General features: G+C 34.2%; 18 protein-coding genes. 12 read left to right on the top strand and 6 right to left on the bottom strand.

Annotated features, from left to right (window positions below; translation table 11 throughout):
* Positions 1 to 34 precede the first annotated feature (34 nt).
* From ACFIK7_RS05685 to ACFIK7_RS05645, 9 genes are all read left to right on the top strand, one after another.
* Complete coding sequence (locus ACFIK7_RS05685) at positions 35 to 1,210, top strand: cysteine desulfurase family protein (protein ID WP_375660783.1); 1,176 nt, start codon at positions 35 to 37, stop codon at positions 1,208 to 1,210.
* Positions 1,211 to 1,348: 138 nt separating this feature from the next.
* On the top strand, positions 1,349 to 2,860 hold the full coding sequence (sufB, locus tag ACFIK7_RS05680) for a Fe-S cluster assembly protein SufB (RefSeq protein WP_375637634.1): 1,512 nt from the start codon (positions 1,349 to 1,351) through the stop codon (positions 2,858 to 2,860).
* A 160-nt stretch (positions 2,861 to 3,020) separates the two neighbouring features.
* Positions 3,021 to 3,776 carry a Fe-S cluster assembly ATPase SufC gene (gene sufC, locus ACFIK7_RS05675; protein ID WP_273791255.1) on the top strand — a complete coding sequence of 252 codons (756 nt, stop codon included), beginning with the start codon at positions 3,021 to 3,023 and terminating at the stop codon, positions 3,774 to 3,776.
* A gap of 11 nt (positions 3,777 to 3,787) precedes the next feature.
* Entirely contained in the window at positions 3,788 to 5,050 is a 1,263-nt protein-coding gene (gene sufD, locus ACFIK7_RS05670; protein ID WP_375663066.1) for a Fe-S cluster assembly protein SufD, read from the top strand.
* Between the two features lie 10 nt (positions 5,051 to 5,060).
* Positions 5,061 to 6,305, top strand: coding sequence for a cysteine desulfurase (locus ACFIK7_RS05665; protein ID WP_273791254.1), 1,245 nt, complete (start codon positions 5,061 to 5,063; stop codon positions 6,303 to 6,305).
* Positions 6,298 to 6,699 carry an SUF system Fe-S cluster assembly protein gene (locus ACFIK7_RS05660; RefSeq protein ID WP_273791253.1) on the top strand — a complete coding sequence of 134 codons (402 nt, stop codon included), beginning with the start codon at positions 6,298 to 6,300 and terminating at the stop codon, positions 6,697 to 6,699. Before ACFIK7_RS05665 ends, ACFIK7_RS05660 begins: the two co-directional genes overlap by 8 nt.
* Before the next feature lie 83 nt (positions 6,700 to 6,782).
* Complete coding sequence (locus ACFIK7_RS05655) at positions 6,783 to 8,423, top strand: site-specific DNA-methyltransferase (RefSeq protein WP_375663065.1); 1,641 nt, start codon at positions 6,783 to 6,785, stop codon at positions 8,421 to 8,423.
* A 22-nt stretch (positions 8,424 to 8,445) separates the two neighbouring features.
* A complete protein-coding gene (locus ACFIK7_RS05650) occupies positions 8,446 to 11,199 on the top strand; it encodes a DEAD/DEAH box helicase (RefSeq protein ID WP_375663064.1) in 2,754 nt (917 codons plus the stop codon).
* Positions 11,200 to 11,575: 376 nt separating this feature from the next.
* Positions 11,576 to 12,514 (top strand): COG2958 family protein, encoded by a 939-nt coding sequence (locus ACFIK7_RS05645; protein ID WP_375663063.1) that lies wholly within the window; start codon positions 11,576 to 11,578, stop codon positions 12,512 to 12,514.
* A gap of 542 nt (positions 12,515 to 13,056) precedes the next feature.
* On the opposite strand, the gene sodC is transcribed toward ACFIK7_RS05645, so the two are convergent.
* The 4 genes from sodC to ACFIK7_RS05625 form a co-directional block, all read right to left on the bottom strand.
* A complete protein-coding gene (gene sodC / locus ACFIK7_RS05640) occupies positions 13,057 to 13,584 on the bottom strand; it encodes a superoxide dismutase [Cu-Zn] SodC (RefSeq protein ID WP_375631139.1) in 528 nt (175 codons plus the stop codon).
* A 421-nt stretch (positions 13,585 to 14,005) separates the two neighbouring features.
* Positions 14,006 to 14,362 (bottom strand): hypothetical protein, encoded by a 357-nt coding sequence (locus ACFIK7_RS05635; RefSeq protein ID WP_375631138.1) that lies wholly within the window; start codon positions 14,360 to 14,362, stop codon positions 14,006 to 14,008.
* Positions 14,340 to 14,684 carry a hypothetical protein gene (locus ACFIK7_RS05630; RefSeq protein WP_273791056.1) on the bottom strand — a complete coding sequence of 115 codons (345 nt, stop codon included), beginning with the start codon at positions 14,682 to 14,684 and terminating at the stop codon, positions 14,340 to 14,342. The genes ACFIK7_RS05635 and ACFIK7_RS05630 overlap by 23 nt, the downstream gene beginning before the upstream one ends.
* Before the next feature lie 426 nt (positions 14,685 to 15,110).
* The gene (locus ACFIK7_RS05625) at positions 15,111 to 16,337 is read right to left on the bottom strand and encodes a UbiH/UbiF family hydroxylase (protein ID WP_375663062.1); all 1,227 of its coding nucleotides are present in this window, start codon (positions 16,335 to 16,337) and stop codon (positions 15,111 to 15,113) included.
* 182 nt (positions 16,338 to 16,519) lie between these two features.
* Between ACFIK7_RS05625 and pcsA the strand changes: the two genes are divergently transcribed.
* Genes pcsA through ACFIK7_RS05610 form a run of 3 tightly spaced genes read left to right on the top strand, consistent with a single transcriptional unit; the run spans position 16,520 to position 18,815 of the window.
* A complete protein-coding gene (gene pcsA / locus ACFIK7_RS05620; protein ID WP_375637627.1) occupies positions 16,520 to 17,332 on the top strand; it encodes a phosphatidylcholine synthase in 813 nt (270 codons plus the stop codon).
* A gap of 26 nt (positions 17,333 to 17,358) precedes the next feature.
* Positions 17,359 to 18,405 carry an enoyl-CoA hydratase/isomerase family protein gene (locus tag ACFIK7_RS05615; protein ID WP_375657781.1) on the top strand — a complete coding sequence of 349 codons (1,047 nt, stop codon included), beginning with the start codon at positions 17,359 to 17,361 and terminating at the stop codon, positions 18,403 to 18,405.
* Positions 18,402 to 18,815, top strand: a complete 414-nt coding sequence (locus ACFIK7_RS05610; protein ID WP_375663061.1) for a DUF6163 family protein — start codon at positions 18,402 to 18,404, stop codon at positions 18,813 to 18,815. The genes ACFIK7_RS05615 and ACFIK7_RS05610 overlap by 4 nt, the downstream gene beginning before the upstream one ends.
* 311 nt (positions 18,816 to 19,126) lie before the next feature.
* Here the strand turns inward: ACFIK7_RS05610 and ACFIK7_RS05605 are convergent, their stop codons facing one another.
* Together ACFIK7_RS05605 and ACFIK7_RS05600 are read right to left on the bottom strand one after the other, a co-directional pair.
* On the bottom strand, positions 19,127 to 19,486 hold the full coding sequence (locus tag ACFIK7_RS05605; RefSeq protein WP_375663060.1) for a hypothetical protein: 360 nt from the start codon (positions 19,484 to 19,486) through the stop codon (positions 19,127 to 19,129).
* A gap of 110 nt (positions 19,487 to 19,596) precedes the next feature.
* Positions 19,597 to 20,406 (bottom strand): MBL fold metallo-hydrolase, encoded by an 810-nt coding sequence (locus ACFIK7_RS05600; RefSeq protein ID WP_375663059.1) that lies wholly within the window; start codon positions 20,404 to 20,406, stop codon positions 19,597 to 19,599.
* Positions 20,407 to 20,411 lie beyond the last annotated feature (5 nt).

Here is a 20,411-nt window from a genome sequence, read left to right as displayed (position 1 = left end):
AATCAATTCATAAGATTAATGATTGCGATGTAAAATGGTTATAAAACGCCGATATTTTGATCATAACGCAACAACACCACTCAAAAAAGTGGCACGAATAGCGTTACTGGAATCTTTAGAAATATTTGGTAATCCATCATCTGTTCATAAGGAAGGGCGTGCGGCTAAAACTTTGTTGCAAAAGGCTCGTCGGCAAATCGCTGAAAATCTTAAAACAGATCCAGATCACGTGGTATTTACCTCTGGTGCGAGTGAAGCCGCAATGACTTTGTTAACACCCTTTTACAATATGGGGAATGCAAAAGTTAAATTTTCTCGTCTTTACCTTGGAGCGACTGAACATCCCTCTGTGGCAGAGGGAGGACGTTTTTCTAAAGAGTTGATAAGCGTCATTGCTGTTGATCAAGATGGGCTCATACAACAAGATAAATTAACATCACTCTTAACGGTTCATGATAAAACAAAAGGTTTACCTCTTGTTGCTATTCAAGCTGCAAATAGTGAAACGGGTGTTATTCAACCATTAACAGAAATCGCCGCTATTGTTCGGGATTTAGGAGGCACTCTTATTGTTGATTTGACACAATATGTAGATAAAAATTTTGTGGATATTAATCAGCTAGGAGGAGATTTTTTTATATTGTCTGCACATAAAGTTGGCGGTCCGAAAGGAATCGGTGCTTTTGTTTCATGTGGTAATCTTCTCATGCCACACCCTCTTATTATTGGGGGAGGACAAGAAAAAGGTCTCCGTGGAGGAACAGAAGCATTGCCCCTTATTGCTGCTTTTGGGGCAGCAATGACTGATTGCTTCACACAGGAGGAAATAAAACAGTTAATATATTTACGCAATAAATTAGAAAATGGACTACAAAGTATAAGTAAAAATGTTGAGATTTTTGGCAAAAGAGTTCAACGTTTGCCAAATACAACTTACTTTACCGTGAAAAATATAAAAGCTGAAACGATGCAAATTGCTTTTGATTTAGAAGGGTTTTCTTTATCATCCGGCTCTGCTTGTTCTTCGGGAAAAGTAAAACAAAGCAAAGTGTTGGAGGCAATGGGGTATCATGTTCCAAATGGTGCCATTCGCATTTCGCTAGGGCGTGGCACAACTTCTGAAGATATTGATGATTTTCTGTCGTTTTTTTCTCAAATTATAAGCAGGAAAAAAGGGGACGATTTATCATCAGAAAGTTATAAAAATTAGAATTATTTTAAAAATAAAATAAGTTTGATTGAAATTTTTGCACTTTACCTATAGCCTAGAGATAACTTGCTTACTTTAATCTTGTAAAAAACAAGACTTTAGTTACCGGTTTTTGACGCCAAAAAATGGAGAAAATTTATGCCGGCAATACAAGAAACGATACGCCAAGTACGTGAAATAGATGTTGACCAATATAAATATGGTTTTGAAACCAATATTGAAACCGATAAAGCTCCAAAAGGCTTAAATGAGGATATTATCAAATTTATTTCCGCTAAAAAACATGAGCCTGAATGGATGCTAACATGGCGCTTAAAGGCTTACCGACGTTGGCTGACAATGCAAGAGCCTCATTGGGCGCGTCTTGAATATCCTAGAATTGATTTTCAGGAGCTTTATTATTATGCTGCTCCAAAAAATCATACAGGACCAAAATCTTTGGATGAAGTGGATCCTGAGTTATTAGCAACGTACGAGAAACTTGGCATTCCCCTTAAAGAACAAGAGATTTTGGCAGGAGTAAGAAAACAGTCTGATCCCTCCACTTTTGATGACAGTATGTCTGTATCGGGGCAGGTGGCTGTTGATGCAGTCTTTGATTCTGTTTCTGTTGTAACAACATTCAAAAAAGAGTTGGCACGCGCCGGTGTGATTTTTTGTTCTATTTCAGAGGCGATTATTGAACATTCTGAGCTTATTAAAGAATATTTAGGAACAGTTGTACCTATAAGTGATAATTATTATGCGGCCTTAAATGCAGCTGTCTTTACAGATGGTTCATTTGTTTATATTCCCAAAGGGGTTCGTTGTCCTATGGAGCTTTCAACTTATTTTAGGATTAATGAACGCAACACTGGCCAATTTGAACGAACATTGATTATCGCCGCTGAAGATTCCTATGTTTCTTATCTTGAAGGGTGTACAGCACCCCAACGTGATGAAAACCAACTTCATGCTGCTGTTGTTGAGCTTATTGCCCTTGAAAATGCAGAGATTAAATATTCTACAGTACAAAATTGGTATCCTGGCGATAGAGATGGAAAGGGTGGTATTTATAATTTTGTGACGAAGCGTGGAGATTGTCGAGGTGATAGCTCTAAAATTTCATGGACACAAGTTGAGACTGGTTCTGCGATTACTTGGAAATATCCATCTTGCTTACTCCGTGGTAATAATGCGCGTGGAGAATTTTATTCTATTGCCGTTGCAAACGGTCATCAACAAATTGATTCCGGTACAAAAATGATTCATTTGGGAAAAAATACTTCCAGTCGCATTATTTCCAAAGGTATTTCTGCAGGTTTTTCAAATAACACGTATCGAGGACAAGTCACAGCTCATCGAAAAGCACAAAATGCGCGTAACTTTACGCAATGTGATAGTTTGTTAATCGGGAATGATTGTGGTGCGCATACAGTTCCTTATATTGAAGCAAAAAATGCAACAGCTCAGTTTGAACATGAAGCCACAACATCAAAAATTTCTGATGACCAACTTTTTTATGTTATGCAGAGAGGAATTCCCGAAGAAGAAGCTATCGCATTAATTGTAAATGGTTTTGTAAAAGAGGTCATTCAAAAACTTCCCATGGAATTTGCTGTCGAAGCACAAAAGCTTATTGGTATTAGCCTTGAAGGTAGTGTTGGATAATTTTATTTAATTAGATAAATAGAAGACTTTATGTAAAAAGGCTGTAACAGTAGCATATAATGCTAAAAATGACCTCTATGCTAATTACAAAAGTAGATGGATGCTAAGGCAAAATAATCCGCATCTGTATCTGAAAAAACAGCCAAAACAGGATTAAATTATGTTAGAGATAAAAAATTTGCACGCCCGTATTGCTGAGACCGATACAAAAGTTATTCGTGGTTTAAACTTGACAGTTCAAGATGGAGAAGTTGCCGCTATCATGGGACAAAATGGAGCCGGAAAATCAACTTTGTCTTATTTACTTGCTGGTCGTGATGATTATGAAATAACAGAAGGAGATATTCTCTATAATGGACAATCACTTTTAGAAATGGATCCAGCAGAACGTGCTGCATATGGTGTTTTTCTTGCATTTCAATATCCAATGGAAATACCAGGAGTAGCAACAATGGAATTTTTAAAAGTTGCGATGAACTCTCAACGCAAAGCACGAGGTCACGAAGAACTTAAAATTCCTGAATTTATAAAATATGTTAAAGAAGTTTCAGCCAAACTTGAAATAGATATGGATATGCTAAAGCGTCCATTAAATGTAGGTTTTTCAGGTGGAGAAAAAAAACGCGCTGAAATTTTACAAATGGCACTTCTTGAACCTAAACTTTGCATTTTAGACGAAACGGATTCTGGTTTAGATATTGATGCACTAAAAATTGTTGCAGATGGTGTTAATAAACTTCGGGATTCAAAACGTTCATTTTTGGTGATTACCCATTATCAACGGCTACTTAATTATATTATTCCTGATACGGTACATGTTCTTTATAAAGGACAAATTATCAAAAGCGGTGATAAATCCTTAGCGCTTTATTTAGAGGAAAATGGGTATGCTGATCTTATCAGGGAAGCGGTTTGAGGTTATTAAATATGAATACACAGCAAAACTTGTTAGCGGTTGAAGAAAATATCCTCAGTAATTTTAATCAGTATGTAAACGACTTACCTGGTGATAAAGCTGTACAGGAAATCCGCAAGAAAACTATTGAGCAGTTTCAAATGACACGGCTTCCTTCCCGTAAAATCGAAAGTTGGCATTATACCAATCTGCGTACCTTACTGAAGTCTATTAGCAATTTTTCAAAAGTTCAAGACAATCAATTGGTTGATGCATTGCTTTCAGAAAGTGCTGTTTTCTCCATAAACAATGGAAAAACATCGATAGAGTCAAAGGTAGACAGTATTACAGTAAAACGCCTTTCAGACGCATTAGAAGATAATTCTGTACAGATAAATCAAAACATTTCTGATGAAGATTTTATTGGACAGTTAAATACAGCTTTTGTTACAGATGGTTGGCTTTTTCACATCCCTGAAAATACAAAGTTAAATATCCCCATTGAATTACAAAATATACAAATGGGGGGACAATCTCATATTTTTTCGGATATAAAAGTTGATAAAAATAGTCAAGTTATGTTTATTGAACATCAGGTTGGCAATGATAAAGATACCTTTGTCAGTTCAATATTTTCATTAAGTATTGCTGCTGATAGTGATGTTACGTGGATTCTCATTCGCAATCGTGATTTTAATTCTATACAATTTGGTCGATTTTGTGCTGTTCTTGATCAAAGAGCGAAGTTATCACTTTATGTCATTAATATAGGGAGCCAATTAAATCGCCAAGAAATCGATATTGAATTACAGGGAGAAGAATCTAATTTTCAATTACGCGTCATAAATTTATTATCAGGACAAACACATAGTGATCTTACAATGACTGTTCGTCATGTGGAAGAAAAGTCAACATCAACCGAAATTATACGCAATGTGGTTACAGATAAGGCTGTTGGTGTTTTCCAAGGAATAATACGTGTTTCTCAAAAAGCGCAAAAAACAGATGCACGCATGGCTTGTAATAGCCTTATTCTTTCAGATGATGCAGAATTTAATGCAAAGCCTGAACTGGAGATTTTTGCTGATGATGTTGCGTGCGGTCATGGTGCAACAGTTGCTAATATTAATCATGATTATCTTTTTTATCTTATGGCGCGTGGTATCCCATTTAAAACGGCTCGTGCACTTTTGATTAAAGGATTTATCTCTGAGCTCATTGATGACATCAAGCAGGATAAGATTCAAATCGTTTTGGAGAATATCATTAGTAAATGGCTTGAAAAAAATGTTTAAGGTAGAAAAAATGGAAAATAACGTACAAACATTTACTTATAATGTCGAAGAAATTCGGCGTGATTTTCCTATTTTACACCATCAAGTTTATGGAAAGCGATTAGCATATCTTGATAGTAGTGCTTCTGCCCAAAAACCAATGTCAGTACTCAATGCAATGAATAATTATTATCACTATAGTTATGCTAATGTGCATAGGGGAATGTATTTTTTAGCCAATATAGCAACACAATCTTATGAAAATTCTCGTGAAACCGTTCGTGTTTTTCTAAATGCTCAAAAAGCTGAAGAAATTGTTTTTACGAAAAATGCAACAGAAGCTATTAATACTGTTGCTTATGGTTGGGCGATGCCAAAACTCAAAGAAGGTGATGAGATTGTTCTAACGATCATGGAACATCATTCAAATATTATTCCTTGGCATTTTCTCCGTGAACAAAAAGGTGTTAAACTTATTTTTGTTCCTGTCGATGAAAATGGTGTTCTGCACATTGAAGATTTCCAAAAGGCTTTAAGCGAAAAAACGCGGCTTGTTGCTATAACGCATATGTCCAATATATTAGGAACTGTGCCTCCTGTTAAAGAGATTATTAAACTAGCACATCAAAATTCTATTCCGGTTCTTGTTGATGGTTCTCAAGGAGCAGTACATTTAACCGTTGATGTGCAAGATCTCGATTGTGATTGGTATGTCTTTACAGGTCATAAGCTTTATGGTCCCACTGGTATTGGTGTTTTGTATGGTAAAGAAGATAGATTAGAAGAAATGCGTCCTTTTCAAGGGGGAGGGGAAATGATCGAGGAGGTAACAACCGATAAGGTGTTTTATAATGCTCCTCCTTACCGTTTTGAAGCAGGTACCCCTCCTATCGTTGAAGCTATTGGATTAACTGCGGCTATTGATTATATACAAGAGAAAGGTCGTAGCACGATTCATGCCCATGAGAGGTCCCTTTTAGCTTATGCGCAGGAAAAACTTAAAATGGTTGAGTCATTGCGTATTTATGGTCATTCTCCCAATAAAGGAGCTATTATATCATTTACAATTGAAGGAATTCACGCCCATGATATCGCTATGTTTATTGATAGAAAAGGGGTTGCAATACGTGCGGGAACTCATTGTGCACAGCCTTTATTACAGCGCTTTGGTCTAACATCTATTTGCCGCGCATCGTTAGCCATGTATAACACTAAAGAAGATATAGATCAATTGGTAGAAGCATTGCAAGAAACAAGGACATTTTTTAATGGCTGAATTAATTGAAGAGCGTCATTCTACAGAATCTGTTGAAACTGTAAGTGAAAATAAAAAATCTTACATATCAGCAATTCCAGCAGATGAAATTGATCGTATGACGAATGATATTATTGCTGCTCTTAAAACAGTTTATGACCCAGAGATTCCTGCTGATATTTATGAGCTAGGACTGATTTATCGTATTGATATTGAAGATGATCGTTCAGTAAAAATTGAAATGACTCTTACAGCACCGGGATGCCCTGTTGCTGGTGAAATGCCGGGGTGGGTAGAAAATGCAGTCAGTGCAGTTGAAGGGGTTTCGTATGTTGAAGTCACTATGACTTTTGATCCACCATGGACACCTGATTGTATGTCAGAAGAAGCTCAAATTGCTGTCGGATGGTACTAAAAGTATTGTTAAGAGACTCTAATTTAGCCATTCATGAATAAGCTGTTTACTTTTCACAAGCGTTTGAATTTAAGGACGATCGCATGAGTTATAATAAACAAAAACTAGAACTCACTTGGATTGGAAAAGAAAAACGCCCAAAACTAGAGCCTCGTATCTTATTAGAGGATCTTGAAAAATCTTATCACGCTTCGCATCAAATATCATCCCAAGATATTTTTGATAATAAACTTATTTTTGGTGACAATTTGCTCGCGCTCAAAGCGCTTGAGAAAGAATATATGGGGAAGGTAAAATGTATCTATATCGATCCGCCTTATAATACAGGCAATGCCTTTGAACATTATGAAGATGGTTTAGAGCATTCCATATGGCTCAGTCTTATGAGAGACAGGCTAGAATTGTTACATCATTTACTGGCGGATGATGGAAGTATCTGGATATCAATTGATGATGATGAACAAGCCTATCTTAAAGTGATGATGGATGAAATTTTTGGTCGCCAAAATTTCATCAACAATATTATTTGGCAAAAGAAATATGCTCCACAAAATGATACAAAATGGCTTTCCGATAACCATGATTTTATCATGGTTTATGCCAAAGATAAAACGATTTGGCGCCCTCAATTGCTTCCTCGTTCAAACAATATGGATGCGCGCTATAAAAATCCTGATAATGATCCTCGCGGTCCTTGGAAATCTGGAGATTTATCCGTAAAAAGAGTAACACCTAAGGATATTTATGAAATCATCACACCTTCTGGACGCAAGGTAATGCCTCCTAATGGTAGAAGTTGGGCTATGAATAAAAAAAAATTCTTTGAATTATTGAACGATAATCGTATTTGGTTTGGTCCAACAGGAAGTAATGTTCCTTCTATGAAACGTTTTTTATCAGAAGTAAAAAATGGTATGGTTTCAATGACGATTTGGCTCTATACAGAAGTGGGACACAACCAAGATGCCAAAAGAGAAGTCAAAGTTTTTAATTCTGATAATGTCTTTACAACTCCCAAACCTGAGCGGTTAATGGAACGCATCATTCAACTTGCCACTAATCCTGGTGATCTTGTTTTAGATTCTTTTGCGGGTTCCGGCACAACCGGTGCTGTTGCCCATAAAATGGGAAGAAAGTGGATTATGATTGAACTTGGTGAGCATTGTCACACCCACATTATCCCTCGTTTAAAACAAGTCATTGATGGAACTGATCAAGGGGGAATTTCCAAAAGTGTCAATTGGCAAGGTGGCGGTGGATTTCGCTATTATCGCCTTGCACCTTCTCTGTTACAAAAAGATCCATGGGGACAATGGATTATTAGTCGCGAATATAATGCTGTGATGCTTTCAGAAGCAATGTGCAAACATATGGGATTTACCTATGCACCTGATGAAAATCATTATTGGATGCAAGGGTACTCAACCGAAACAGATTATATTTATGTCACAACAAGCGCTATGACCCATGAACAACTCCGTATAATGAGTGAAGAGGTAGGCTCTCATCGCACGTTGCTGATTTGTGGTACAGCCTTTGATACAAAATCAGCATCCTTTGAAAATCTGACACTCACTAAAATCCCCCGTGCAGTGTTAGAAAAATGCGAATGGGGAAGGGACGATTACAGTTTAAATGTAGCCAATCTTGAACCAGTGATTGTGGTAAAAGAAAACAACAAAAATAAAGATATTGCGCAAGCAGAATTAGATTTATTTGAATAGTATATAAAAAGCGGAGTTTTTCATGAACACTATTGAAAAAAGGATTTCTGCTCGCTTATCGTTACGTGATCCTCAACGTGAATCTTTAAATATTTTGGTTAAAATCTTAGAAAATATAGAGCTTTCTAAAAATGCTGATTTGGTTGCAGAGTTAGAAGTGATAAAAAATCTTTATCCTTCTGTACAAGATTTTGAACGAAACTTTCCCTCTTTTTGTTTTGCCTTAGCAACGGGTGTTGGAAAAACGCGACTTATGGGGGCTTTTATTAGCTATCTTTACTTAACAGGTCGCAGTCGCCATTTTTTTGTTTTAGCGCCAAATTTGACTATTTATGAAAAGTTAAAACAGGATTTTAGTCCCCAAAGTCCGAAGTATGTTTTCAGTGGAATGAGTGAATTTATTGCCAATAGACCCGTTATTATTACAGGTGAAGATTATGAAAGTGGTAAAGGTATTCGCGTTGATGAACACCATTTTGAAGGACAAAAGCGTTTGTTTGAGAATAGAGATACGGCCTTTATCAATATTTTTAATATTTCTAAAATTAATACAACAGATAATAAAAAAGGCGCACTAAAATCTAGTATTCCGCGAATTAAACGCTTACAAGAAACGATTGGTGAAAGTTATTTTGATTATCTCGCAAATCTTCCTGATTTAGTTTTGTTAATGGATGAAGCACATCGTTATCGAGCTTCTGCTGGTGCGGCAGCAATTAATGAGTTAAAACCTGTTTTAGGAATAGAGCTTACAGCGACACCAAAAACAATAGGTGCAAAACCCGTAGATTTTAAAAATGTTGTCTATAGTTATTCACTTGCAGAGGCTATGAGGGATGGTTTTGTAAAAGAGCCTGCTGTTGCTACACGTAAAGATTTTCAACCTCAAAATTATACATCTGAACAATTAGAACATATCAAATTACAAGATGCAATTCATGCCCATGAAAACGTGAAAGCAGATTTAATTGTCTATGCAAAAGATTATAACAAAAAGTTCGTTAAGCCTTTTATTTTAGTTGTCGCTCAAGATACAAATCATGCACAGAAATTGCGTGATTTATTGGAATCAGATGATTTTTTTGCAGGAGCTTATAAGGGAAAAGTTATAGAGATTCATACAAAACAGTCGAATATAGAAGAAGATCAAAATATTCAAAAGCTGATTGCAATTGAAAATTCTTATGACCCAACAGAAATTGTTATTCACGTTAATAAATTAAAGGAGGGGTGGGATGTTACGAATCTCTATACTATTGTACCGTTGCGTGCATCGGCTTCAGAAATTTTAACAGAGCAAACAATTGGGCGTGGATTGCGTTTGCCTTATGGGTATAGAACGGGCGTGGAAGCTATTGATCGTTTAACAATTATTGCGCATGATCGTTTTCAAGATATTATTGATCGTGCAAACGATCCAAACTCAATTATAAAAAAGCATATTGAGATTGGAAGAGAGGGGGATGTACCCTCTGAAAAGTCAGATATTGTGACGGTTCCATGTCAAGTAGAAGCTTTATTGATGCAAACGATGGTAACACGTAATTCCGATATAAATGGAGCATCTTCTGATTTACAAGGTATCATATTACGTAATACAGATTCCCCTACATTAACGCCTGAGGAGCAAGAAATTGTAGCGATCGCGTGGGATCTTATCAAAGAGAATGATAAATTGCCAAGTTCTCAAATGCTTTGTTCTGCACAGATACAAGAAAAAATTGCTAATAAAGTTATGAATATTAAGCCTTCATCACAAAAGTCTCTTGTATCAAAAGTGGTGACAATTCTGACAAAACAATTAACAGAACTGATAATAGATATTCCAAATATTATACTCATACCTTCGCGTGATGTTACTTATGGTTTTTATGATTTTGATTTAAAAAATCTAGAAAGTTTAAATTTTCAACCTGTTAGTAAAGAACTTTTAATTCGAGAATTGCGTACCCATAAAAGCATTTTTCTTACTTCTAAGAATGAATATGTAAAAGAGCCTTATCTTGAAAACTACATCATTCGTGGTTTGATTGATAATGACTTTGTCGATTATGATAACCATACGCTCTTATTACGAAAATTAGCTAGTCAGATAGTAGAACATTTCCGATCTTATTTACCCAATGATACAGCTGTTGAGAACGTATTAATTCACTATCAGCACAAGCTTACTAGTTTTATTGTTGCGCAATTAAGAGAACATCAATGGGAAACGCAAAAAGATTATGCGGTTAAAGTTACACGAGGTTTTGCAACTTTATCACCTATCCATTATGTGTTACCGCAAGGGACGTCTCCTCTTGATTTTCGTAATATTCCTGCCATTAAAAGTGATATTAAAAAACTTGTATTCAGCGGCTTTAGAAAATGCTGTTATCCTTTACAAAAGTTTGATTCAGTAGAAGGGGAATTACGATTTGCTCAAATATTAGAGGATGATGCACAAGTCTTGAAATGGATGAAACCCGCTCGAGGTTTTTTCAGAATAGAATATGATAAAGGATCGACTTATGAACCGGACTTTGTTGTAGAAACGAAGGATGCCAAATATCTTTGTGAGCCTAAAAAAGCCTCTGAAATGCAAAATCCTATTGTTTTAAAAAAGAGAGAAGCTGCAGTTCAATGGTGTTGTCATGCAACGCGCTATGCGGCGACTTATGGCGATAAAAAATGGTATTATGTTCTTATTCCCCATGATGCTATTAAAGCAAATAGTAGTTTTGAAGGTTTGTGTGCAGAGTTTACCATTTCAGAATCTATACTTGAGAGCTCGTAACTTTTTGCTTCAAAAATAAAACACATAAGTTTTTTAATTGACGGGTGTGAGGTTCAATCAAATGTTTGAATAATTATTTTTAACTTTTTTCTAACGACGTTAAAATAAAAAGAAAAATGTATAGAAAAGTTATACAAGATTATGCTTTTGTATGGGGATTTGTAGCACATTTACAATTTTTTATAAAAGTACAATCTTATTTTCGTTATGTGAAAAGATCTTTGAGTTATAGTCATAAATTAAAAAAATATTTTGATTTTATTGAGTAATTTGATAAATGTTCTTTTTTTAAAAAACTTAAACAGTTTATTGTTCTTTCATTTAAAACGCCTGAATATAATGAAATACCCAGAGGATAAAAGGGGGAGTTTTTCATATGACTTTAAATTTAACAAACACTGTTTTTAATTTTTTAAAGAAAAACCCGACGAAAAAGTTTACAGCTCAAGAAATTGCTCAATGGATATTTGAAAATTACCCAGAGAAATGCCGCCAAAAACAAAAGCATTCAACGGCGATAATCAATCCCCTTAATAGTGATGCAGCTCTTATTCAGCAAATTGTTGCTGAAATAGGATCGCAGCGCCCTCAATTACAAAAGCGTTATTCAGAAATTAAAACCACTGAAGGACGACCGCGACAATATTATTTTACTAAACAAACAGATAGTGCTGAAATTGACGCAATAGAGGACAATGCAAAGAGTAGAACAGAAGGTAGCTCTGTTAAAGAGCATGATCTTTATCCGTTATTATCTAAATTTTTATGGTCAGAGCTTGCAGTTTATAGCAAGCGCATTAATGAGAAATGTTCTCGTAATAAACATGGTGCAGGCGGAAATAAATGGCTTTATCCAGATCTCGTAGGGATGCAAGATTTAAGCAAGGAATGGAATCGTGAAATCAAAGACTGTGTTTTGCAATATTTTGATAAAAAGACAAAGCTTTGGTCTTTTGAAGTAAAAATTCTCATCAATCGTTCAAATTTACGAAAAGCATTTTTTCAAACAGTTAGTAATTCTTCATGGGCTAATTTGAGTTATTTAGTAGCTAGTGAAATTGAAGGAGTTGATACATTAAAAGAGCTTCGGATGCTTTCAAGTTTGCATGGAATTGGATTTATAAGACTTAATAAGGAAAACTCTTCCGAGAGTGAGATCTTAATTCCTGCCAAAGAACGTAGTGATATTGACTGGGATACTGCTAATAGATTAGTGGAGGAAAACAAAGATTTTCTTGATTATATTAAGCTTATTCGTCAATTTTATCAAACTGGTGAGATGCGTTCTCTAGATTGGGATCATATGTATCTATGAGGGGTATTTTTAAAAAGACTCCATTGTTTAAAAGCCCTTTTTTCAGAGTGATGAAAAATTACTCTAACTATTTTGTTTGACTTATTATATTGATATTGTATCAATTAAATTTTTTTCGCGTACCTCATGAGTGGGGTTGAGTCGGGGAAGAGTAAAAATTCTGTTTTAGGCCTGTTCTATTTTGTGCATTGGGCATGATTCCATTAGATACTAGACTTAATGACTATAATTTATTACAAATTTGCTACTTTAGAGAGTGAAATTCGACTTTTTTGCTTTGTTTATATCAAGCATTAAAAATATTACTTTCTCATATTGAAGTCTTCTTACGGAGAATTTACACTACTATTTCTTTAATTTCTACTGCTGTTCATTTTGATTATTATTAAGTTTTTTATTATCCGAAGTAAACATTCAAAAATATTAATTTTATAAAATATTCACACAGTTTACTCAATTTCTTGAAATAGATTTAGAAAATAAATTTTTCTCACATCTTATAGTAAAGGGGTGTACTATCACAGTTTGCCACAATACTCTCTTTATTTTTCAATAATACCGCACGCTAAACGTGCACCACCTCCGCCAAGCGGTAATGGTTCATCTGATTGATTATCAGCCCCTAAATGAATGACTAAAGAGCGCCCTTTAATTTCAGAGATTTTTTTTAATCGTGGAGCAAGAACGCTCATTATGGCATATCCGTGCTTATCAACATAAAGTGCTGGTAAATCACCAAGATGACCATTGACATTATAAGGTCCTAAATGTTTTCCGGTATGTTCCGGATCATAATGTCCACCTGCGCTTCCACCAATTATGCCATCTTTTGTATCACATGAAGGATTCACATGTACATGAAAACCATGCATCCCTTCTGATAAAGTAGATAAATTAGGGATGAAAATCAAACCGTACGTGTTTTCTTCAATTTTAATGCTACCAATAGCCTTTTTGAAATTGTTATCTTCTAATTTATAAATATTTACTTGTGTTGATAGTGCTAATACAGAATTTTTATGAATTAAAAATGCCATAAAAAACAATAATGATAATAATATTTTTTTCATAAAATACCTTTATACTTATTTTAAATAGATTATTATCTATAATTAATAATCTATATTAATAATATATTATATAAGTGTCTTAAATTGAACTTTTACAAAAATAATTTAAATAGAAATATTAGTTATTAGAAAGAGCAAATAAATTAAAGTATGTTTATATATATATTTCTAAACATAACTTTCATTTTTTGATCTATAAAAAATGTAGCTTCCATAGACTGATAATTATATCTCGCTTACATTTCTTCAAGAGATGCTTTAAAAAATCTACTTTTTTGATGTATAATAAAGAATTAAGCAAACAGTTTTAATAAGTTAGATGTTATTTCATTTATAATATGATAATCGTTTCATCAAAAAAAAGAACATATAATTTGTTGATGATTTAATTGTTTTTCATAGAAAAAATGACGAGAAATTTCTATTCATTATGAAATTTATAAGAGAAAGAATTATTATGATTCATATAAATTTCCCATAAAATACAGCATATACCGACACTTCCTCCCATTCCTGATCCTATCAGTGCTCCTATTATTATTCCGGCAGAAAGTGCTACTCCTATACCCATTGCGATAACTGGACCAAATCCTGGAAGAGCAATATAACCATAAGCTGAAAGAATTGCCGCGATAGCTCCTGATATGCTTCCATTTAAACCGCCAATGAAAGCAAATTCTTTAATAGAATGGCAGCACTTTTTTAAATTTTTTTTCTTACGGCTGTAAAAAGAAACGTTGCTGTAAGTTTTAAAATCAATCATATTCTTTTCTTTCATTTTGAATGCTAACTGTTCCTGAATAGTCAACGGATACGAAAAAATGGGACTTTTTAAATTTTACTAAAGCACGCCAGATGCCATTGTCATCTAAACGCAATCGTTTAATATTCTCAAAACCATTTTGCATAAGACAATTTTTAACTTGTGAAGCAGTAAATGAGTTCTGACCTATTTTAGTGACATTTTGAGTAGAGCTATAGGTAAAGGTTTGACAATAAGGAAGGTGAAAAACTTCACTTATTGAAGTAGTGACTATCAACGAGACACATACAATCATTATAAAAAAAGTACTTAATTTCAAAAATTTATTTAGTGTCATCTTGTTACCATTTGTTAAAACAACACTTCATTAACCTCTGTGTTACTAACAGGTTCCAAAGATGATTTTATTTTTAATATTATACTTAATAATAAAAAGATTTTAAAATCCATTGATTAAATAAAACTGTTTTTTATTATTTATTTTCTTATTAAAATTAATATTATAAAATAACTCTTTAAAAACGGTATTATTTTTCATTTTCTTTATAGTGCAAAATTTAACAGATGTGATTTAGCAAGATATCTTTACAATTTAAGTTTTAGTCTATAATTAAGTTTTATCTTATTTCATATCAATATGCTAAATATATATAATAATTTTTTCTTTCCTAGAAAGAACAAAGATATTTTTTGCATCAGTAATATGATATGATTGCAAAATGCAATTTATTATTTTTTATTTTACGTTATTATCCATTATTGTTCAGTAGAGCTGTTTTGATGATTTTGTTGGAGATATTTGCATAATTTCCTTGAATCCATAACCCGGATACATTCCTTCGCGCATAAATAAATTACGTAATGGTGGAAAACTATGTAACAAACCAAGCCCAATGCTTCGTATGATATGAACAGGCAACATATGAGAAAGTAGAGCAGAGTTCAGTGTATGAACAGCTCCACTTCGGATTAATATATCTGGTTTGCGACATTTGTTATAATGTGCAACAATCATTTCAGAGTTAGAATTGGATATTTTATTAGGTAAAATATCAATTAAAGTTTGGACATCACGGAATCCTAAATTCAATCCTTGTGCCCCAATAGGGGGGAAAACATGAGCGGCTTCACCGACTAAAATTGTTCGATTAGCAGCAAAATGACGAGAAAGAAGTCCGAAAAGCGGCCATGCTTGAATTGATGTTTCTAAGCTTAGCTTTCCAAGCATTGATTGCATTTTGTTTTCGATCATTTTTGCAATTGTTTTTGGTTCTGTATTCAATAATTCTTCAGCACGGGAAGGATGAACAACCCATACAAGACTAGATCTTCGTCCTGGTAGTGGAACCTGTGTAAATGGACCGTGTTCTGTATGAAATTCGGTTGATGTATTTTGATGAGAAAACTCATGAGAAAAGTTGAGAACAAGTGCTTTTTGTGGATAATTCCACTGTTTGACACTTATCCCTGCTGCGGCACGTGTAAGAGAGTGACGTCCATCAGCTGCAATAACAAGTGGTGCTTGAATGACTCTACAATCAGCAAGAGTAATACATACATGTTTTTTTGTGTGATGAACAGATTTGGCTGCAGAAACAAATCTTGTAATATTGGGCGTAAGTGTAACAGCATCGACTAAAGCACTGTTCAATTTTACATTAGGTATATTATAGCCAAAAGCTTTTTCACCAATTTCAGCAGAAGAAAAATGCACCGTAGGAGCATGCACAATTCTAGAAGTTATATCTATAATTCTCATGGAAGATAAAGCTGCTGCATGTTTTTGAAGATTATCCCAAATATTGAGTTTTTGAAGCATGCGTATTGCAGGCATCATAAGAGCAGTTGTCCGTAACTCATCTGTATGAGCAGGGGGCCCAACAAGAAAAACAGAAAGCCCCTCATGTGCAAGACTCAGCGCCGCTAACATTCCGACAGGGCCTGCACCAATAACAGCAATATCTTTATGCTCTTCCTTTTCAAATATCACAATGACTTGAACCTTTCTCCATTGAGAAAATATTTTAACATTTCCAAATGATCGCTCTCTTTTTATTATATGAAGCTCTTCTATTATAGTATGTAATAAATAATGCGATATAAAAAAGTAACCTTTTTATGATTTTTTAAAATGCTGAGTTATATCATCGGTAAAAAATGGCGTATTGATAGATGGTTGAAGACTTTAAAAACGAGGATAAGAAAAACTTGAAACGTAAACTAACAAAGAAAATCAAAACAAACGCTAAATTATTACGCCATAAAAAAGTAACAATGCCACAAGCAAAGGCCTTTTCTGTTCATTTACTAACAGCTTCGGGATCATTTTTAGCGTTTCTTTCTCTTATATCAGCCTCTCAAAAAGAATGGACAGCTATGTTCTGTTGGCTTGGGCTTGCTCTTCTCGTTGATGGTATAGATGGACCAATTGCACGTAAACTTGATGTTAAATACGTTCTTCCAACATGGTCTGGAGAGCTGTTAGATAATATTATTGATTACGTGACTTATGTCTTAATTCCTGCCTTTGCACTCTATCAAAGTGGTTTTATGGGGGTAGGGTTATCATTTTCATTGAGTGCAATTATTGTTATTTCATCTGCTATTTATTATGCAGATACTAGTATGAAAACCAAAGAAAATTTTTTTAAAGGATTTCCTGTTGTTTGGAATATGATGATTTTTACGCTTTTTGTCGTCAGACCAGGAGAGTGGATTACTTTTATCATTATTGTTTTATCGGCGATTATATCTTTTTTGCCAATTTATTTTATTCATCCAGTAAGAGTCCTTCGTTTACGTAGGGTTAATTTTCCCATTTTTCTCTTATGGTGTTTTTTTGGTATTTCTGCCTTCTTTTATCAACTAGAGGCTCCCTATTGGGTTAAAATAGGAATTTCGGTAACAGGAATTTATATATATTGTATTGGTGCAATCATGCAAATATTTCCTCAACTTGGGGCAAAAAATATAAAAAAACAATGAAATAGTTGTTTTAAGAAGGGTGTGAGATGCAAATTAATTTTGGAGCAGATGATGATATTTCTTTTACGAAAGAAGGGCGGGCTGGTATTATAAAGCTCACACGTTCTTCAGCATTAAACGCTCTTAATCAACGAATGGTTTCAGCTTTAAAAAAAGCTCTCAGAACATGGGAAACAGATGATAATGTTTCTTGTGTCTTAATTGAAGGGGAGGGACGTGCTTTTTGTGCTGGTGGAGATGTTGTAGAAATCTATCATATGGGGAAAAGTGTTGCTGCTTGTCAATACTTTAGGGATGAATATAGCTTAAATGCTTATATCAAACATTTTTCAAAGCCCTACATTTCTTTCTTAAACGGTATTTGGATGGGAGGAGGGGTCGGTATTTCTCTCTATGGTTCGCATCGAATTGTTACAGAAAATACAGTTTTTGCTATGCCAGAAGGTGCGATTGGATTTTTCCCAGATGTAGGTGCAAGTTTTTTCTTACCATCTCTTCCCAATCATTTTGGCATCTATCTTGCATTAACGGGCGCACGCATAAAGTGGGGAGATTGCTTAAATTTAGGATTAGCAACACACGCCGTTGCTGAAACTGAATTCGATATGATTAGAAAAGCTGTTATTGAGCAAGGAGATCCCACTTTAGCTTTAAACGAGCGAGCAATTACAAAAGACTATGAAACAAGTCATGAAATACGTTGTATTATTAACAGTTGTTTTAGTGCCCATAGCTTAGAAGAATGTCTTGAGTTGCTACATAAAAAAAGCAATGAAGATGTTTTATTTGCTAAAGAATGTTATGATATTTTGCAGTCACGTTCCCCGACAAGTTTAAAAGTTATCTGGAAACAAATGAAACAAAATTCATCTCAAACGTTGGAAGATTGTATGAAAATTGAAAACCGCATAGCGCATCATATGATTCATTCACATGATTTTTATGAAGGTATACGTGCTATGTTAATCGATAAGGATAAAAGACCTCAATGGCAGCCAGATAAACTTTCAAATGTGACAGATGAAATGGTAGATTCTTACTTCCAACCTGTTGAACAAGAGTTATTATTGTGAAAAATAATTCTCACAAACATATTTCAAAAATCAATTTAATCTATAACTGTTACTTACGGTTTTTGGCACTTATTTGCTTAGTTCTAGGTATTTGTTATTGGATACGCCTTGTTGGTGTTTTTCCAGGTATTCTATGGCGTTTTGATCTTATGCCTTGGCAGTGGCAATTTGCATCAGCTATATTGGCTATTCTCTATCCTATTGCCTTAGTTGGACTTTGGATGTATTCACTATGGGGCATCATTGTGTGGTGTATTGCAGCATTGATTGAAGCAATAACAATGTATTATTCCGATTTTATTTATCAGCCATTTGTACCATTATTTCATGGAATATTGTTTTTAGCTTTTATAGCACTACAAATTGTGATGGTGTTTTTTAAAAGAGTAAAAAATAAAAAAACATTGTGATTGAAATTTTCGAGCCAGAATAACAGGCTCGATTTTCAATCTTAGCTAACTTAAGTAGCTCATTTTAAAGATTCGTTCTTCAAAGCGCTGATACTAGATATACTTCTTCTATAAAGTTCCATAATATATATTATGCGATAATATCATACAGAAAAACAAAGAAATCCCTCCTTTAAAACATAAATCATGTTTATAATCATACAATTCACTTTAAAAACTAAATTACAGCACATTAAAATATTTGGTCTTTAAGGATATTCCTCAAAGACCAAAATAGTTGTAATGAAATTACATCGTATAAATAATAAAAATTACTGTACTATTTTACAACGTTTTATACGTGCAAGATCACTCAAAACAGCATTACGATTATTTAACGCTGAAATTTCATTACTTTCACTGGATTTAGGATCTATAAAAAACAAAGCAGGAAAAAATACAACACTTGTTGCTGCTAAAGCCACGTTTTTATTTCTTGCTTTAGAACGCTCTGCAATTGTATCATTAATCTGACGTTTATTAGCAAAAAACTCCCGTTGAATATCGGCACAACTCATTGATCCGTCATGTAATGTTGTCGTTGAAATATTTTTTTCTAAACGCCCTCCACATGCTGTCAAGGAAACTGCTAAAACCACAATACAAACGTCCCGCTTAAAATTCTTATACATAAAAGCCTCATTTTCGACATAAAAAAGTACTAAATATGTCAAAAATGAAATAAAATAAAGAATAAATTTAAAAGTATTTTATTTAACTAAAAATATTGCGCATAATAAGCTTACGCATCTGTTTCAAAAGTAAGACCTTGATATGCAGGTTTTACATAGGATGGAACGTAATTTATTACCTTATTGTAATCCAGAGTTCTATCCATATGTGTAAGTATTGCTTGTTTTGGCTTTAAATATTCTATCCATTGTAATGCTTGATCAACAGAAAAATGACTCGGGTGAGATTGAAATTGAAGAGCTTCAATGATAAGCACTTCCAAATCCATTAATTTGGATAATGTTTGTTCAGGAAATTCACTAACATCTGTACAATAGGCAACATTCCCAATACGAAAACCTAAAGAATGAATGTTTCCGTGGTGTTGTAAATGTGTATTGACGCTTATTTCTCCGCCCTGCCCCTGAATAATAAATTGGCTATCTTCATTGATAAGATGCTCTTTTAAAATGGGAGAATAAGATGAATCTTTTGGAGTTTGAAAACAATATCCGAAAGCACTTTTGAGATGCTCTAGTGTAAATCTGTCGGCATAGATATCTATTAAACATTTTTGTGCAAGTGCATAGCTGCGTAAATCATCAATACCGTGGATATGGTCTGCATGAGAATGCGTGTAAAGAGCAGCATCAAGATGGCTTACACGCGCATCGATCATTTGTGAGCGAAAATCTGGACCTGTATCAATAACGATCGTTGTTTTGCCTCCTGAAGGTTTAATACGTTCAACTAATAAAGAACTTCTGTAGCGTTTATTTTTAGGGTTATTCGGATCACATGTTCCCCAATCACCATTAGGTCTTGGCACTCCTGGAGAAGGACCACAACCTAATATTGTAAATCGGTATTGATCACACATATCTT

This window comes from Bartonella sp. CL266QHHD, assembly GCF_042195355.1.
In the GTDB taxonomy this organism is placed as follows: Bacteria; Pseudomonadota; Alphaproteobacteria; order Rhizobiales; family Rhizobiaceae; genus Bartonella.
This window is presented reverse-complemented; position numbering and strand designations above follow the sequence as displayed.

Bases quoted from the DNA above. Each gene is read 5' to 3' on its own strand.
- ACFIK7_RS05630 (WP_273791056.1), bottom strand. From the start codon at position 14,684: ATGACACTAAATAAATTTTTGAAATTAAGTACTTTTTTTATAATGATT.
- ACFIK7_RS05615 (WP_375657781.1), top strand. From the start codon at position 17,359: ATGCAAATTAATTTTGGAGCAGATGATGATATTTCTTTTACGAAAGAA.
- ACFIK7_RS05600 (WP_375663059.1), bottom strand. From the start codon at position 20,406: ATGTGTGATCAATACCGATTTACAATATTAGGTTGTGGTCCTTCTCCA.
- sufD (WP_375663066.1), top strand. From the start codon at position 3,788: ATGAATACACAGCAAAACTTGTTAGCGGTTGAAGAAAATATCCTCAGT.
- ACFIK7_RS05635 (WP_375631138.1), bottom strand. From the start codon at position 14,362: ATGAAAGAAAAGAATATGATTGATTTTAAAACTTACAGCAACGTTTCT.
- sodC (WP_375631139.1), bottom strand. From the start codon at position 13,584: ATGAAAAAAATATTATTATCATTATTGTTTTTTATGGCATTTTTAATT.
- ACFIK7_RS05685 (WP_375660783.1), top strand. From the start codon at position 35: ATGGTTATAAAACGCCGATATTTTGATCATAACGCAACAACACCACTC.
- sufC (WP_273791255.1), top strand. From the start codon at position 3,021: ATGTTAGAGATAAAAAATTTGCACGCCCGTATTGCTGAGACCGATACA.
- ACFIK7_RS05605 (WP_375663060.1), bottom strand. From the start codon at position 19,486: ATGTATAAGAATTTTAAGCGGGACGTTTGTATTGTGGTTTTAGCAGTT.
- pcsA (WP_375637627.1), top strand. From the start codon at position 16,520: ATGGTTGAAGACTTTAAAAACGAGGATAAGAAAAACTTGAAACGTAAA.
- ACFIK7_RS05660 (WP_273791253.1), top strand. From the start codon at position 6,298: ATGGCTGAATTAATTGAAGAGCGTCATTCTACAGAATCTGTTGAAACT.
- sufB (WP_375637634.1), top strand. From the start codon at position 1,349: ATGCCGGCAATACAAGAAACGATACGCCAAGTACGTGAAATAGATGTT.
- ACFIK7_RS05665 (WP_273791254.1), top strand. From the start codon at position 5,061: ATGGAAAATAACGTACAAACATTTACTTATAATGTCGAAGAAATTCGG.
- ACFIK7_RS05655 (WP_375663065.1), top strand. From the start codon at position 6,783: ATGAGTTATAATAAACAAAAACTAGAACTCACTTGGATTGGAAAAGAA.
- ACFIK7_RS05650 (WP_375663064.1), top strand. From the start codon at position 8,446: ATGAACACTATTGAAAAAAGGATTTCTGCTCGCTTATCGTTACGTGAT.
- ACFIK7_RS05645 (WP_375663063.1), top strand. From the start codon at position 11,576: ATGACTTTAAATTTAACAAACACTGTTTTTAATTTTTTAAAGAAAAAC.